Origin of the sequence: Candidatus Sneabacter namystus, assembly GCF_008189685.1 — a bacterium.
Taxonomy (GTDB): domain Bacteria; phylum Pseudomonadota; class Alphaproteobacteria; order Rickettsiales; family Rickettsiaceae; genus Sneabacter; species Sneabacter namystus.
The window spans coordinates 372,285-387,188 of sequence record NZ_CP043312.1; the positions used below are offsets into that span (position 1 = coordinate 372,285).

At 34.5% G+C, this 14,904-nt stretch carries 15 protein-coding genes and 1 rRNA gene; 5 read left to right on the forward strand and 11 right to left on the reverse strand.

Going from position 1 to position 14,904, the window contains the following annotated elements:
* Positions 1–298 precede the first annotated feature (298 nt).
* Positions 299–1,805 (forward strand): 16S ribosomal RNA (locus FZC37_RS01755).
* Between the two features lie 94 nt (positions 1,806–1,899).
* Here the strand turns inward: FZC37_RS01755 and FZC37_RS01760 are convergent.
* From FZC37_RS01760 to FZC37_RS01780, 5 genes are all read right to left on the reverse strand, one after another.
* Positions 1,900–2,673 (reverse strand): hypothetical protein, encoded by a 774-nt coding sequence (locus tag FZC37_RS01760; RefSeq protein ID WP_148952014.1) that lies wholly within the window; start codon positions 2,671–2,673, stop codon positions 1,900–1,902.
* Positions 2,674–3,264: 591 nt separating this feature from the next.
* Positions 3,265–3,726 carry an AraC family transcriptional regulator gene (locus tag FZC37_RS01765; RefSeq protein ID WP_148952015.1) on the reverse strand — a complete coding sequence of 154 codons (462 nt, stop codon included), beginning with the start codon at positions 3,724–3,726 and terminating at the stop codon, positions 3,265–3,267.
* A gap of 76 nt (positions 3,727–3,802) precedes the next feature.
* On the reverse strand, positions 3,803–4,942 hold the full coding sequence (locus tag FZC37_RS01770) for an aminotransferase class V-fold PLP-dependent enzyme (protein WP_281286386.1): 1,140 nt from the start codon (positions 4,940–4,942) through the stop codon (positions 3,803–3,805).
* Entirely contained in the window at positions 4,939–5,544 is a 606-nt protein-coding gene (locus FZC37_RS01775) for an HIT family protein (RefSeq protein WP_148952017.1), read from the reverse strand. Before FZC37_RS01775 ends, FZC37_RS01770 begins: the two co-directional genes overlap by 4 nt.
* Before the next feature lie 5 nt (positions 5,545–5,549).
* Positions 5,550–6,275 carry a nucleoside monophosphate kinase gene (locus FZC37_RS01780; RefSeq protein ID WP_148952018.1) on the reverse strand — a complete coding sequence of 242 codons (726 nt, stop codon included), beginning with the start codon at positions 6,273–6,275 and terminating at the stop codon, positions 5,550–5,552.
* A gap of 81 nt (positions 6,276–6,356) precedes the next feature.
* On the opposite strand from FZC37_RS01780, the gene FZC37_RS01785 reads away from it, so the two are divergent.
* Positions 6,357–7,535 carry a hypothetical protein gene (locus tag FZC37_RS01785; RefSeq protein ID WP_148952019.1) on the forward strand — a complete coding sequence of 393 codons (1,179 nt, stop codon included), beginning with the start codon at positions 6,357–6,359 and terminating at the stop codon, positions 7,533–7,535.
* Positions 7,536–7,570: 35 nt separating this feature from the next.
* On the forward strand, positions 7,571–8,008 hold the full coding sequence (locus FZC37_RS01790) for an NUDIX hydrolase (RefSeq protein ID WP_148952020.1): 438 nt from the start codon (positions 7,571–7,573) through the stop codon (positions 8,006–8,008).
* 51 nt (positions 8,009–8,059) lie between these two features.
* Here the strand turns inward: FZC37_RS01790 and FZC37_RS01795 are convergent, their stop codons facing one another.
* The 6 genes from FZC37_RS01795 to FZC37_RS01820 form a co-directional block, all read right to left on the reverse strand.
* On the reverse strand, positions 8,060–8,620 hold the full coding sequence (locus FZC37_RS01795; protein ID WP_148952021.1) for a 50S ribosomal protein L25/general stress protein Ctc: 561 nt from the start codon (positions 8,618–8,620) through the stop codon (positions 8,060–8,062).
* A 107-nt stretch (positions 8,621–8,727) separates the two neighbouring features.
* Positions 8,728–9,981, reverse strand: coding sequence for a hypothetical protein (locus FZC37_RS01800; protein ID WP_148952022.1), 1,254 nt, complete (start codon positions 9,979–9,981; stop codon positions 8,728–8,730).
* A 123-nt stretch (positions 9,982–10,104) separates the two neighbouring features.
* Complete coding sequence (locus FZC37_RS01805; protein WP_148952023.1) at positions 10,105–10,785, reverse strand: flagellar basal body L-ring protein FlgH; 681 nt, start codon at positions 10,783–10,785, stop codon at positions 10,105–10,107.
* A 107-nt stretch (positions 10,786–10,892) separates the two neighbouring features.
* Positions 10,893–11,579: a flagellar basal body P-ring formation chaperone FlgA gene (gene flgA, locus FZC37_RS01810; RefSeq protein ID WP_172619335.1), complete on the reverse strand. Its 687-nt coding sequence runs from the start codon at positions 11,577–11,579 to the stop codon at positions 10,893–10,895.
* A 43-nt stretch (positions 11,580–11,622) separates the two neighbouring features.
* Positions 11,623–12,423 carry a flagellar hook-basal body protein gene (locus FZC37_RS01815; protein ID WP_148952025.1) on the reverse strand — a complete coding sequence of 267 codons (801 nt, stop codon included), beginning with the start codon at positions 12,421–12,423 and terminating at the stop codon, positions 11,623–11,625.
* Positions 12,424–12,495: 72 nt separating this feature from the next.
* On the reverse strand, positions 12,496–13,293 hold the full coding sequence (locus FZC37_RS01820) for a flagellar hook-basal body protein (protein ID WP_148952026.1): 798 nt from the start codon (positions 13,291–13,293) through the stop codon (positions 12,496–12,498).
* Positions 13,294–13,428: 135 nt separating this feature from the next.
* Between FZC37_RS01820 and FZC37_RS01825 the strand changes: the two genes are divergently transcribed.
* Both FZC37_RS01825 and FZC37_RS01830 read left to right on the forward strand, forming a co-directional pair.
* Complete coding sequence (locus tag FZC37_RS01825; protein ID WP_148952027.1) at positions 13,429–13,923, forward strand: flagellar basal body-associated FliL family protein; 495 nt, start codon at positions 13,429–13,431, stop codon at positions 13,921–13,923.
* Positions 13,924–13,935: 12 nt separating this feature from the next.
* Positions 13,936–14,883 carry a FliM/FliN family flagellar motor switch protein gene (locus FZC37_RS01830; RefSeq protein WP_148952028.1) on the forward strand — a complete coding sequence of 316 codons (948 nt, stop codon included), beginning with the start codon at positions 13,936–13,938 and terminating at the stop codon, positions 14,881–14,883.
* Positions 14,884–14,904 lie beyond the last annotated feature (21 nt).

Sequence of the window (14,904 nt, forward strand, 5' to 3'; positions counted from 1 at the left end):
CCTTAAATTACTTTATCGCTTATTCTGTAAGGAAAACTTATGTTTTATCCATATGTTTTTCAGCTTAAAGCTCTGATTTAACATAATTAATGATATTCAATGAAATATTTTACTATTTAGTACTGTATCGGAGTTGACTTATGTTTTGAGTTCCTAGATAATCCTTTTACCCAGTTTTTTACAATGATGTATTTTAAGAGACTAGGGAGTTGTTTTTTAAGTGAATAAGTGAAGGTAGTAGTACGTAAGGTATTTAAATATCTGCGTCAATTTGTTTTATATAAAAAAAATGTCAGTTGAACTTTAGAGCTTGATCCTGGCTCAGAACGAACGCTGGCGGTATGCTTTACACATATTTCAAGTCGAACGGATTTGGTAGGCTTTCGGGTTTACTAAGTTAGTGGCGAACGGGTGCGTAACACGTGGGAATCTGCCTATCAGTGGGGAATAACTTCTGGAAACAGGAGCTAATACCCTATATTACTCTAAGGAGGAAAGATTTATCGCTGATAGATGAGCCCGCGCTAGACTAGGTAGTTGGTGAGGTAATGGCTCACCAAGCCTGCGATCTATAGCTGGTCTGAGAGGATGATCAGCCACACTGGGACTGAGACACGGCCCAGACTTCTACGGAAGGCAGTAGTGGGGAATATTGGGCAATGGGCGCAAGCCTGACCCAGCAATACCGCGTGGGTGATGAAGGCCTTTTGGTTGTAAAGCCCTTTTAACAGGGAAGATGATGACTGTACCTGTTGTAATAAGTCCCGGCTAACTCCGTGCCAGCAGCCGCGGTAATACGGGGGGGGCTAGCGTTGTTCGGAATTATTGGGCGTAAAGGGTGTGTAGGCGGTTTGGTAAGTTAGAAGTGAAATCCCGAGGCTCAACTTCGGAATGGCTTTTAAAACTGCCAGGCTAGAGTACAGTATGGGGTAACGGAATTCCTAGTGTAGGGGTAGAATCCTTAGATATTAGGAGGAACACCGATGGCGAAAGCGGTTACCTGGGCTGTCACTGACGCTGAGACACGAAAGCGTGGGGAGCAAACAGGATTAGATACCCTGGTAGTCCACGCTGTAAACGATGAGTGCTAGGGGTTGAAGAATTCGTTCTTTAGTCCCGTAGCTAACGCGTTAAGCACTCCGCCTGGATAGTATAGTCGCAAGACCGAAATTTAAAGGAATTGACGGGGGCCCGCACAAGCGGTGGAGCATGCGGTTTAATTCGATGCTACGCGAAAAACCTTACCAACCCTTGAAGTGCATTATTACGATTGATGGAGACATCTTTCTCGGTTCGGCCGGATTTTGCACAGGTGTTGCATGGCTGTCGTCAGCTCGTGTCGTGAGATGTTGGGTTAAGTCCCGTAACGAGCGCAACCCCTATCCTTATTTGCCAGCGAGTTATGTCGGGGACTATAAGGAAACTGCTCGCAACAAGCGAGAGGAAGGTGGGGATGAGGTCAAGTCATCATGGCCCTTATGGGTTGGGCTACACGCGTGCTACAATGGTGCTTACAGAAGGATGCAAAACGGCGACGTTGAGCAAATCCCAAAAGAGTATCTCAGTTCGGATTGCACTCTGCAACTCGAGTGCATGAAGTCGGAATCGCTAGTAATCGCGGATCAGCATGCCGCGGTGAATACGTTCTCGGGCCTTGTACACACTGCCCGTCAAGCCATGGGAGTTAATTTTACTTTAAGCTGGTGAGCTAACGCAAGAGGCAGCCAACAACAGTAGAATTAGCGACTGGGGCTAAGTCGTAACAAGGTAGCTGTAGGGGAACCTGCGGCTGGATTACCTAAAGAAGCAAAAACTACTACCTTCACTTATTCACTTAATAACGTACACGTTTGTTAGTATATCTTGTGTGTGTTGGTTCTGTTTTATAGTTCTATTGTATTAGTCTATTTTGCTGTTGTCTGTGAGTTTTTTGTCTTTGAAAAATTCGCATTGTAGTGCATGCATCATGCTATTTATAACTTTGTGTTTCTTTCGATAAGCCTTTGCTGATTGTTTTGAACAAAATAGGTCAAAAAATTCAATTTTATAGTTTGGTTTGTAGTGTTGTTCCGAAAAAGCGTTAACATAGTCTGTTAATTTTGTTGTTTTAATAACTTTTGGAGTAGAAAGATATCCTATATTTGGATCGAACATTATCACTTCCTCTGAATCTATTAATATGGTTATTGCATGCAATCCTACGGATTTCCATCTCAGTTCTTCTTTTTGTCGTTTTGTAAAGAACCATGTAGATTCTTCTACTACCACTACTACTGGTTTGTATACTGTAACACCTAACGTTGCTATTCCTTCCATTGTTTCTATTGTTTGTATAGTGGGGTTGATGTATGTTGCAGATTTTTGAATTATTGTATCCAGACGTTTAAATTCAGATAAAGATTTATCCTCTTGTTCGCATAGTTCAAAAATTGTATTAGCTGCTATTTCTGCATTGGAAGCCCCACTTCCGCCTTTTTTGAGAAATTGTACTGCAAGTTTAATTAATTCCCTTTTTGTACCAGCGTGTTTATTAATGTTATCAAGGTAAAACATCTCGACTATTTTACACAATCCCCAGCATATTCCGCCTTGATCAGCTGCATACAATTTCTCTTTAATAGTTTTACTTTGATTATATGGAGTATGGATAGTCCATGTTATTTCTTTTGGCATAATAATTTGTTGTATAAATTTGTTGTAGGATTTTTTTCTTGAGGCTATGAGGTTTTACCTCAACAAACAACTAAAAGTTGTATATTTTAAACAAATTATTTTTTGATACAAGGATATTAGAATTTGTGTGCAAAAGTCTTTTTCAGTTGAAAAGTTTTTTCAAGTTTTTGGATAATTTTTTCCCTTCACCTAAATGATATAGTACACAGACATTTTACGCTTAACACCTAATGCAAGATGTTTAATAAGCGTGTTGTTAAGACATTTACAGAAATGAAAATTGATTATATTTCTAGATTTGGTAGTACTACTTTCTGTATTTTTTTCTTCTGAGTCGTAATTTTTTGTTAACTGCCTATAACATATACTGGTGTTACTTTTGGATACTTTTTGCATATGAATACATATCTTCTGCGCTGGATGGATGTTATCTCATTGTTTTGTATGATCGTTGTATACGCCTTTTGGATGTGCATATATGTTTCTTCGATTCGCACATGTTTTTCTAATTTTATCTTCAAATGATAGGGAAGAAAGTATTCTTGTATTGTAATTCCAAGAATACATCCTTTAACTTCGCAAAAGTGGATTCTATTCCACAGAAATCCCTATTTTTGTCAGTAACTGTGATGGTTCGGTAACATGTGGATTATTTAGGTACTCTTCAAAAGAATGCTTTGAGGTTAGTTTTAATTTGCTTGCAGGCAATAACTCTCCAAAAAGTTTTTCGTATGTTTTTCTTAGGGTGTCGTACGGTCCTTTGTGTAATACAGTAGCGTATTTACCTCCTTCGAATACATACGGTTCCAGATCACTACCTTCCAAACTAACGTTTTCTTCTATAGAAAAACCTGCCATAGATCGAAGCTGAGAAACTGGCATATCGCAAGGCCTTGAAGTATAGAATCCGAAAATTTTACAATTCATATTTAACAACTTTGCCTTATCTCCTAACTTTTTCATTTTGTCAAAAGCTTCGCCTATTAGACTAAAATCCCCAATATGTTCCACAGTTGCACACTTTATTTTCGGCATAGTGATAATATCTATCATTGCTGTTACCCTTAAGTTAAATTATAGACCATCGTAAATGAAAAGTTACGTTTTGGTAAGCGTATTAGTAAAAAATTTAGACAATTTTTCTAATAATTTCTTTTATAGATTTTATCAACGTCTCAATTTCCTTTTCCGTATTTTTATATCCTATGCTCACTCTTACACATCCTACAGGATTGGTGCCTATAACTTTGTGAATTAGAGGGGCACAATGAAGCCCTGGACGAGTTACTATCTTGTGGTTTTGGTATAGAGAAGAGGAAACAAACTGAGATTCAACTCCTTTTATATTAAAACTTGTTATAGGTACTGTATTATTATCAGTTCCGTATAATTGCACTTCATCTATATTACGCAATTCTTTACGAAGCAATTGATTTAATTCTGTATGGTGAATAAATAGATTTTGTCTTTCTTGTGATAAATATTCTGTAGTTTTATTTAGCGCTGCTATTGCAAAATAATTTAGAGTACCTGCTTCGAATTTTAGAGGTGATGTACTTGGATGTATCGGAAAACCTGAATTAAATCCTCCTCCTCCATGTAAAAGAGGTTTTAATGTTTTTTCATTTTTGACATATAAGAGTCCAAGTCCAGGAAAAGACAAGAGGCTTTTATGACAAGTATAGGCTGTAAAGTCTGCATTTTTACTTACTACACCTACATCTAAAATTCCTGCTGTTTGTGCACAATCTACTAGTAGTAGTATATTATTTTGTTGTGCTATCTTTGCAATATCATGTATTGGACTTATTGTGCCTGTAACGTTAGATGCATGATTCCATACTATAAGTTTAGTATTTTTTTGTATTGCGGCAGTTATATCATCTAGATTAAATTTTCCATCATCTTTAGAGTTGATAGTAGAGTATTGGATTTCTCCTTTGTCTGCTAGGTATCTGATTGTGCGTATAACTGCGTTATGTTCTATGCAAGAAAAAATAACATGATCTCCTTTTTTCAAAGCTCCTTGAATTACTATATTAATTGAGTGAGTAGCGTTAAAAGTGAAAGATAATTTTTTGTAATTCTTGATTCCCAAGAAAGATGATATTTTTTGTCTTGCTTCTTCTATGAATGAGTTATTCTGGCTTAAATGAGTAATAGACCTGTAAGGATTACCCACACATTGTTCGTTTAGGGATTGTATTGCATGTAAGGCAATATCAGGTTTTGGCATGCTTGTACTCGCATGATCTAGGTATATTGTCACGCTCTGTAGCGAATATGTTGATTTGAATCTTGCATAAGGTTTTGATGTTCAGCTATTGTTTGCCAATTAGATTTTTCAGGACTACCTATTGCATGACATATTACGCTTCTTAGATAGTGCGAAGGTATTTGAGTATTGTATACAGGCATAAAGTTGCACTGACTAGCTCTTCCTAATAATAGATATTGTCCATGAGAGTTATATAGATCAGGTATCGCATCTAAAGTGGCACTATTTCTGTTTAAATCTTTGTTAATATTTAAAGTTACATATGAGGCTATAGGTAAGATATGTAAGTGTAAATGATGGCATTCTTGGTTAGCCATTTTTATACCACATGTACCTGCTCGCCCATGTTCATAAAACACAAAGTCATCGTGACGGTTTAAGTACTCTGACTTAAGATCTTTAAATATTTCACTCAGCTCATGTAGTTGTTGTTTATCTAGTTCTCCTATGCAGCCATAATGTTTTTTAGAGATAATCATAATGTGTTCGTCCGTTATAGGATACGGATCAGAGATAACCAAAAAATTATCAGTTTTTTTTAATATGAGATTTTCTTTTAATTCAAAGAATAAGCAATTGAAAATGTTACACATAATTTTTATTTTAGTAGTTTGCGAATTTGAAAGTATACTTTTTTAGTTTTTGCATTTGCGTCAATTATATAGACATGTTTGCATTTATCTTTGAGTAAGAAAAAAGATGGCAAGGTGTTATGAATAAAATTACCAAATCTGGTAGTAATTTTATTCATACTATCACTCTCTCTTGTGCTAAGAGGTGTAAAGCAATTTTTACATATCTTTACGTTTGATGTATCGATTTTTTTGCAATTCGTACACACTCTTCTTGTACAAATTCTATCTATACTCTTCATTATTCCAACGTCAAAGAACAATACCTTTGTTTTGTTGTACATTCCTGTTTCATCTAGCTTTTTTAAAAATAGTTCGGCTTGTGATACGTTTCTTGGATATCCATCTAGAATGATTTTATGTTGCAGATTATCTTGATGAAGTATTTTGCTCCAAATAAGATCATTGATCACGTGATCTGGAAGAAATGCTCCATCTTTTATCTGTCTTTCATATTTTAGCGCGATCGGATTTTGATTTTTTAATGCTTCTCTTAGCTCATCTCCTAAAGAGAAATGCTTCCATCCATGTTTTTCATAAAGTTGTCCTATTGTACCTTTTCCAGATCCTGGTAATCCTACTAATAGTACTAAGGTTGCATTTTCATTTTTAGCTTCACTTATTGTACAAAACATTGCACATAGGCAAGTAAAAGCAATTAATTTGAATTTTGCGATATCTAATAAAATCATATTTTTAGCAAGTAAATAATTTACTTTTATTAATTATAAACCTATCATAATTTCACTAAAAAGCAACGAAAATATTAACATATGATTAAATATAAACCTTTACAGCTTAATTTTCCTGTCTCTTGTGATAAATCTCATACAATGGGGAGCAATTTGCATAAATGGGCCTGGGGTAAAATTCCTAGAAAAAGCATTGAGTATGCCTTAGGAAATAAGATTCCGATTGAAGTGTATGGAATATATCCATCTACTTCTTTTGTAGTACCTGGTTATGAGTATCATGATTATGAAGTTGTGGATTTTACGCCTACTAGCGCAAAGCAACTCAATTACGTCCGTCCTCAATTTTCCTTTGTTAAAAAGGAGGGCAGGGTAACTATGCTGGTTAAAGTTACACCTGGAAATGATTATTTACAACATTATTCTGGTATAATAAGGCACTGTCTGCATCTTAATGGAGAGGAGAGATTGCTCTCAGTATATAATTGCTCTTATGTTGAAGAGTACATAACTAAATGGACCAATTTATCTACATTTGTTGAACCGGATTCTATAGTTGTATTAGGTTTTGTTAAAGAGGCAATAGCATACTTAAAACAGAATTTTGCAAATTTTGTTAATGTTAGTAAAAAAGAAAGTGAGTATTACGTCTCAGATCATTATATTTTACCATCAGGACAAAAATTAATCTTTTTGGGGGTGAAATATAGTTTTTGGGGTGATATAAGTGCTAAGATCACAAAAAAACTATGTGATTTAAAGGTAAAAGAAATAATTTATATAGGAAAGTTAGGCTCTTTGAGATCACCTCATGACATTTATAATACTATTTTTTCTCCTACAGAATACGTTACTCTAGATTATCTAAACGTAAAAAATCATACGTGTGATGTTAAAAATAATTTAGCAGAAATCTTCCCTAATATTGATACATCTTTGCATGCTTCTGTTCCAACAGTTATAGGAGAAGATTTGAAACAAAGGCAAGTATTAGATAATCTGGGGGCCAAATCTGTCGACAATGAAATATCTCAAATTGCATTTGCCATATCTAACTATAACAAACAAAATATGCAGAAAGTATCGTTTAGTAGTCTGCATTTTGCTTCTGATTATCTTAGAAAATCAGATGAAATGAATCTTAAAATAGAACATGACCTAAGTAATAATAGAGATAAATCTGCTTTAAGCCGAAAGAACCTCATGCTTGAGAAAGTATTGAATTACTTTATGCTGTATTTGGAAAGTACATATGTATGAAATAAAAATATAATTTTGAGAGTTTTGTGTGTGTTATGAAACAAAGATTTAAAATGAGAGTAGCTGTATATTTGCTACTTATGAAAGGTGACAGTGTATTACTCCACTTAAGATGTAATACAGGATATGGTGATGGATTATATGGTCTTGTAGCTGGTCATGTGGATGGAGGAGAGAAAGTTACAGATGCTATGGTAAGAGAAGCACAGGAAGAAGCTGGTATTGTTATTGATGTAAGCGATTTAAAAATTTCTTGTGTTATGCATAGGATAGAAAATGGCGTCGAAGCTATAGACTATTTTATGTTAGCAAACAAATGGCAGAATGAGATACGTAATATGGAACCTAACAAATGCAAAGAATTGAAATTTTTTGACATTAACAGCCTTCCAGACAATGTAGTCCCTGCTGTAAGGCACGGCATCAACTGCTGCCTTAATGGTACAGTATTTTCTACATTTGGATGGAGTTAGACAAACTGTAGAGATCTTGTTGTGATGATTGTAAGTCTTACTCTAGTGCCGTTAGCCTTTTCCTAAAATAGAAGCTATTACCTTATTTCTTGAAGATGGTGCAATATCACATCCGTTAGGTAGAGATATATTGGATGCCTTTATTACATCTCCTATTTGAGTGTCAGAAATATCTATATCTATGCTTGTAGGTATGTTATCTACATTACAATTTACAGTAAGATACCTAGTAGCAACATGTAAAAACCCAGCCCTTTTTAAACCTACACATTTTGCAGTTCCAACAAAACGGACCGGTACTTTAACACAATTACCCTCGTTTTTTAGAACATAAAAATCTACATGTGTAATGCTGTCTTGTACAGGGTGTAATGCTACATCTTTTACTACCACATGTACTGGATCTACTTCATCTATCTTGAGTGAGATTTTTGTGTTGAACAAAGCACCCTTTGCGTAAAGGGCTTCTATACTTTTTCTATCCACTTCTACGTGAAATGTTTCAACTCTTTTTCCTCCATATCCTACAGCCGGTATGAATCCTGCTTTCCTAGATGCTCTAGACGAACCAGTACCTAAAACATTCCTTGTACTAGCCAATATCTCTGTCATATCACTTTTTTTATAAAGATTTACACAATACGAAAATGGTACAAAAAAAAGAGGGAAGAGTAAATAACCTCCTCCCTCTAACTATTTCTTTATCTCTATCACAAGATCTAGATGCTCATCGTAGTACCAAATGTTAACGCCCATCCTCTCTTACTACTATTATCGCTTTGTCCATTACTAGTAGCATAACCTTGTAGTTCACCGTATAAAGTAACATTTTCATGAATACGATGACCTAAATAAAGCGCGACAGACTTAAACTTTGTCACCTCTTCAGAGTAATAATCCGGGTTCCACACAGCTTTAGACATCAAACCTTTTATTCCAATATCAGATTCACCGCACTTTAGCAAAGCAGCACAAGACAATACATTATTTGATAAATCAGAGTAATCTTTATCAGGATCATGTATATGAGAAAGAGTAGCTCTGAGAGTTAGATCGTTTATTGTAGCAGATCCACTCACACACAATGAAAAAATATTTTTTTCTATTAGTGGCAAATAGTTAAACCTATTTTCTACTTCCTTTTTATTATCCACTTTTAGTTTAGAGTAATCTATCGTTCTTACTTTTGCGTAATCTTGACCAAAAGCGGCTGTAAACGAATGCCCCTCTTTTGATTTAGAGGTAATAGATTGAGCAAAAGAAAGTACTCCATCAGCAGATAAAACATCTCTTGATGCTTTGAACAACTTACCAGATGCGAGTAGTTTACCATCTTTATTACATACCACTAATGTACTTCTAACTTTACTGCAATTTACCTCAGGAGCGTAAGATGCAGCCAATGTTACACCCTTTCTCTTGTATGATAAGTATACTTTAGGAGAAACAAAATCAGAACCACTTGGTTTTAATAATCCATCCAACAAATATTGATGAGAGGAAGGATAAATCTTAGATGTTCCTACTAACTCTCCACTGTTACCTGAAAAAAGTACATTTGCTTTTTTTACCAACAAGGCAGAAGCAGATTTTGGACATCCAGCTCTAATTTCAAAATTACCTACATTGAAAAAAGCATACCCAACTAAAGGAAGTCCTTTCATTGATTTGAAAAACTCCATGTATCCCCCAAGAGAACATTCTTGATCTGGGTTTGATATTTCTAATTTAACATTAGGAGAGAATGTAAAATCAAAACTTTCTCTCATCAATTTTCCTTTATTGTTAAACCCAGAAAATACATCAAATTCTCCTCCCATTGTTAATTTTGTAGAAGAAGAACTAGAAACATTATCCTTGAAACACAAATTTTCCGCTGCAGATGCAGAAAAAAAACAAGAAGAAAAAAGGGTAATCAAGGCTAAAGGCCTAATAACCAAATCTAATAACAACAATTTACTTTCGTTTCGCATGATATTTTATACTAAAACTCTAAAAATAAGGTTAAAACCAATACACCACCGGATTCTACACTTGTAGAGCGCATGATGCAACAGGAAAGTCAAAATGCGTATTTCTTGCTGCAGTTCACATGTTTAGTGTTGCACTTCATCTATAAATCCTCTTCCTCCATATGAAATTCTAGCTTCTGCTATTTTATCAGATTCCACAGTTCCATCTGCGGATATGTCGGATGGTTTTACAAGACCTGTAACATAAAGTCTTCTGATTTCATAATTTATACGCACTTCTTGCGAGCCTTCTATTAACAGTAGTCCATTTGGCAAAATTTTTCTCACAACCGATGCAATAGAAAATTTTACTGACTCCATTCTTTTTACTTTTCCTCCTCCTTGATAAGAGCGTTTGTTAGTAATATTTTTAAAAGCTCCACCAACATTAGAACCTTTAAAAGCTTGAACACCATCTAATAATCCTCCGAAAATATTGAGGAGTGGATCTTGTAACTCTGTCTTTTTTTGTTTATCAGTTGAGCTTTCTAATTTTGCGCTCTCATCGAATTTTACTACAACTTTAATAACGCTACCCACACTTACGTTGCTAGTATCTTGCAAGAAATTTCTGCATTTACCATGCCATAAAGAGTTTAAGCTAGCTGTGTTTTTTTTACTTCTTACATCTCCTTCTTTTTTATCATCAGAGACTATATTTTCTAAGTTCATTTTACTAAAATTAATAGTATTGTTGCTATTTTTTGATGAGCAACCTGACAGTAATAGCAACAACACCAGGTATACATTTTTCTTTATGTACATACAATTTCTTTGGATTCTTTTTTGTCTAGACAGTGTTTTCAATAACAAAAACCCAGCAATTAACTTACTTATGATAGAAAATAAATTCTTTTGTGGAAAGTAAAAACTTAGTTAATAAGAACAGTGTCAGAATTTATCACTTTCGCTATTATGATTTTTTTACTGGATATATTTTGCACCTTGACCATATCGTTTAAAGCACCAGAAGCAAGCGCTTTGCCTAAAGTTTTTATATGAACTGAATTTTTGGCATATACAATACTTACCTGATCTCCGGCCTTTATGAGTATAGGATTAGTTACGCAAAGTTTGGATATTGGTACTCCAGATTGAATGTTTTTACTTGTTTGCATACCTATCACATCATTTTCATGCTTAACGAATTTTTGAAATAATGTATGTGAATGAGGCACAAAAATTCTTTTTAAATCTTGTGCTTGTATTATATGACCAGCCGGTACACTGAATCTTAGTGTTGGTAGACTAACTGATTTTTGATACGTGCCACAAACGCTTATTGTATCCTTTTCTTTTGTTTTTATGAGTACTTCAAAGGTGCTGTTTCTTTTATCAATATAAGAAAGAGATATCGTCTCTATTTCTTGGCTAAATTTTTCTATTTCGTCTAATAGATCAGGTTTATCAAATTTTACTATCGCCTTTCCAGTTACACTGTCATCTATTAATTCAGTGATTTTGTGCTGAATATTTTTGGTGATGGAATTGCTAGCAGATGCTATTCCTACTTGTAGAAATAGATTGCAAAAAAGAATAACTTTTATAAAATGGATCATTTTTCTGGTATATAGCAAATTGATGCTCAATAACATCTATCAACTACCTATCAGAAAGTATCTCGTTAGACTTTTTCTCCATTTTATTTACATATTCTACTACTCTTAAAGCCCATTCATAGAGAAGTTGAATGTCCATGAAACTGTTAATTGTATCTGAGAGGTCTACGTTAGAATTTTCAAACCTATTGTTAAAAATTTTACATTCTCCCATTTCTCCTGGAACAGCAGCCACCGCTGCACCAGAAGTTTCAGTTTCTAAAAATATGCCGTTTTTCTCTGGTTGCATACCATTTTCGTTAACGAATCTAGATATGGCAAACTTGTTTAAGACCTGCTTTTCGCCATTTACCTTGACGAAGATAGTTCCATCTTCTGATACTTCCAGTTTTGATAAATTCTGGCTACCTATCATTATTTCTCCATCTTGTCCTAGTACCTTGGCTCCTGATTTGGTAATTAAATATCCTTCATTATCCAAAGAGAAAGATCCATTACGCGTATACCCAACATTTCCTCCTGGTAATGCAACATTGAAGTATCCATTTCCTGAAATTAAAAAATCAGACGGAATGTTTGTTGCTTTGTGCGATCCTTCTTCTAAATTTCTAGTGGAGGATGCAATTTCAGATCCATGACCTACATACACAGATGATGGTACATGTCCATTATCTGCCTTATGAATAGCACTTTTTTGTACGTTCGTATAAAAAGAATCCAAAGTCTGCACGTCAACAGCCTTATATCCGGCTGTACTCTGATTTGCTAAGTTATGTGACACTGCATCCAACTGAGCTTTAGCTGCACGAACAGCAGAAATGGCAACGCCAAGAGCTGTACTCATCTATTTGCCTGATTTTTTGTTATCATCTACTCTGTTTATTTAATAAAGTATCATAGACACACTGGATCCAGTCTATCTTAAGTTAGGCAAGCAATCAATAGTCGATTTTTCTATTCTAAATGTAGTAGATAGTACATCGGTGCTGCATTCGTACTCCAGCTTTTTCTCAGAGGCAATTGTCATTTCTTTGAAACAGTCAACATTAGACTGTATTAAGGTTCCGGACATTATTGCTACATCTTCCATAGACTGTAATTCTTTTCCTTTATACAAACTTTTTCCTATTGGCTGAAGATTTTTTTCATCTAGAAGGAAAATTCCAATTCTTGCTATTATTTCCTGTTTTGTACCGATATTTGCAACAACATCACCTGATGTATTTACATAAATTGAGTCATATGACTCAGGTAGACTTATAGGTTGGTTGTTTACATCCAAGAAATAATTGCCGCTACAATCTATTAACATCCCTTCTGCATCTATTCCTATGTGTCCATTGAGTGTGTAAAAATACTTACCTTTTGCAATCAACTTGAACCATCCTTGTTCTGCAGCTATATCCAAATTTCTGTTAGTTTTTCTAAATTGCCTCTTTTTTTCTACTGCTATTGTACTTTTTATATAAGGTAAAACTGCGCCTTTTCTTCTCTTTAAATTCTTGGATTTTAGTACTGGATCAAGGCTAATAAATCCATAGGTATTTTTATTTGCTATGTTATTTGCTGCTGTTTCCACACATTTCTTACTTACGATCTGTCTGGAAAGAGCGCAATATCCGGCATTGTTAGCTTTACATGAGTAATGTATAATAGAGATAATCAAGAGGGAGGTAATTGGGAGGACGATGTTTATGGTATTTTTTGATATCATCTGTGTCTTATGTTACTTAATTATCTACAGGTTGGCGTTAATGAAATAACCAATCCTCGAGAGATTTTATATGAGCAGGTGAGTGAAGTCTATTAGTAAGTGGTTTTGTTTATATACTATTAATTTAAATTTTTTATGGATGATAAGGGAGAGAGAAGTTTTCATGCGGTACTGGCAAATCAAAGCAGCAAAGTAGGATCAGACACAAGAGAGCCTTATTTTCGAAAGGCTCTTATTTTCAGTGTGTTGGTTTCATGTATTGTTGGCTTAATTGTCATTTTGTGGCCTAAAATTTATTATAACTATTTTGATACTTCGATAACTTATTACGAGGTACCTCGATTAGAGGTTATGCTAAGATCTACTGAAGAACACGATGGGTATTGCGGCTTAAAAGTAAAGATAACACTGCAACTGAAAAACAAAGGAGTTTTAAAAGTTGTAAAAAATGCCACGCCAAACATTAATAATACAATTACTTTTTTTTTAAGTTGTTTAAGTAGGGAAGATTTGGAAAATAATATATCTCTTTCTATGATTCAAAAAGAGTTAGAAAAAAGGATTAATGCTATAATGCCAGGAGCTGTAGACAAAGTTCTTATAGAAGAAATATTGGTAACATCTAAGTGAAATTTAGGCAAAATGAGCTCAAGTAAACAAACTGATTCAAACATTAACACTTCTTCTAAAAATGTTATAAAGACCCAAAAACAAGGCTTGTTAGAAATTTTACATGAATATTCAGGAGCATATGGTAGACAATTTTCTACTGTTCACGATAGCTTTTTGGAAAAATTTTGCCATGTTGTAGAACAGGAATTGAAGAAAATATTTCTTTTTTCGATAAGGTGTAAAATTTCTCAACGATATGTTGTGCCTGATAAGGAGTCCTTATTATCGATTTTTGCACCAGATGCTACCAAATCTGCTTTTTGCGTAGATGAAGAAAAATCTATGTGTGGAGTGATTGTCTTTTCTCATGACTTTACTTGTACATTTTTAGACATATTGCTAGGGGGCAGTGGTAAGGCAGAAAGGGATAATGTCTCTAAATCTGATACTTTGATAGGGAAATCAATTCTTAAGAAGGTAACATCAGCTATTTTTAACGCTGCTTCTGCTTCATACGATTCTGTACAAACTTATTCCGAAAAAGTAGTTTCTTTGAGAGAAACAGAAAAAGATGTAATACAAGATTTACATATGCAAGTTGATAATGGCAGCTTAGTTATTTCATCATTTTTGATACATTCTGAATCGTTTTCAGGAGAGCTGTTTTTGGCATTACCCCGAATTATGTTTGATAGCATTTATAATGGCTTCAATAACGATGAAAGTAACGATTCTGTCAGTTGGAAAGCTCAATTATTTAAGTCTATAGGAAGAATTCCTTTGAGAATTTCTGCTAATATGGAGGATAAAAAGCTATGGAAATTGTCTGAGGTGATAAATATTAAAGTCGGAGATACTATATTGTTGGCTAGATGTTCACAATATGATATTACTTTAAGTTGTAAAAATACAAAAATTGCCAAAGGCACTATAGGGGAATTAGACAACCAAGTATCTTTGCATTTAACTGAAGTATAAAAATAACTTATTTTTTCAAAA

Excerpts from the sequence above, each read along its gene's own strand:
- FZC37_RS01800 (WP_148952022.1), bottom strand. The coding sequence starts at position 9,981 with ATGCGAAACGAAAGTAAATTGTTGTTATTAGATTTGGTTATTAGGCCT.
- FZC37_RS01830 (WP_148952028.1), top strand. The coding sequence starts at position 13,936 with ATGAGCTCAAGTAAACAAACTGATTCAAACATTAACACTTCTTCTAAA.
- FZC37_RS01765 (WP_148952015.1), bottom strand. The coding sequence starts at position 3,726 with ATGATAGATATTATCACTATGCCGAAAATAAAGTGTGCAACTGTGGAA.
- FZC37_RS01805 (WP_148952023.1), bottom strand. The coding sequence starts at position 10,785 with ATGTACATAAAGAAAAATGTATACCTGGTGTTGTTGCTATTACTGTCA.
- FZC37_RS01815 (WP_148952025.1), bottom strand. The coding sequence starts at position 12,423 with ATGAGTACAGCTCTTGGCGTTGCCATTTCTGCTGTTCGTGCAGCTAAA.
- FZC37_RS01760 (WP_148952014.1), bottom strand. The coding sequence starts at position 2,673 with ATGCCAAAAGAAATAACATGGACTATCCATACTCCATATAATCAAAGT.
- FZC37_RS01775 (WP_148952017.1), bottom strand. The coding sequence starts at position 5,544 with ATGTGTAACATTTTCAATTGCTTATTCTTTGAATTAAAAGAAAATCTC.
- FZC37_RS01790 (WP_148952020.1), top strand. The coding sequence starts at position 7,571 with ATGAAACAAAGATTTAAAATGAGAGTAGCTGTATATTTGCTACTTATG.
- FZC37_RS01785 (WP_148952019.1), top strand. The coding sequence starts at position 6,357 with ATGATTAAATATAAACCTTTACAGCTTAATTTTCCTGTCTCTTGTGAT.
- FZC37_RS01825 (WP_148952027.1), top strand. The coding sequence starts at position 13,429 with ATGGATGATAAGGGAGAGAGAAGTTTTCATGCGGTACTGGCAAATCAA.
- FZC37_RS01780 (WP_148952018.1), bottom strand. The coding sequence starts at position 6,275 with ATGATTTTATTAGATATCGCAAAATTCAAATTAATTGCTTTTACTTGC.
- FZC37_RS01820 (WP_148952026.1), bottom strand. The coding sequence starts at position 13,293 with ATGATATCAAAAAATACCATAAACATCGTCCTCCCAATTACCTCCCTC.
- FZC37_RS01795 (WP_148952021.1), bottom strand. The coding sequence starts at position 8,620 with ATGACAGAGATATTGGCTAGTACAAGGAATGTTTTAGGTACTGGTTCG.
- flgA (WP_172619335.1), bottom strand. The coding sequence starts at position 11,579 with ATGATCCATTTTATAAAAGTTATTCTTTTTTGCAATCTATTTCTACAA.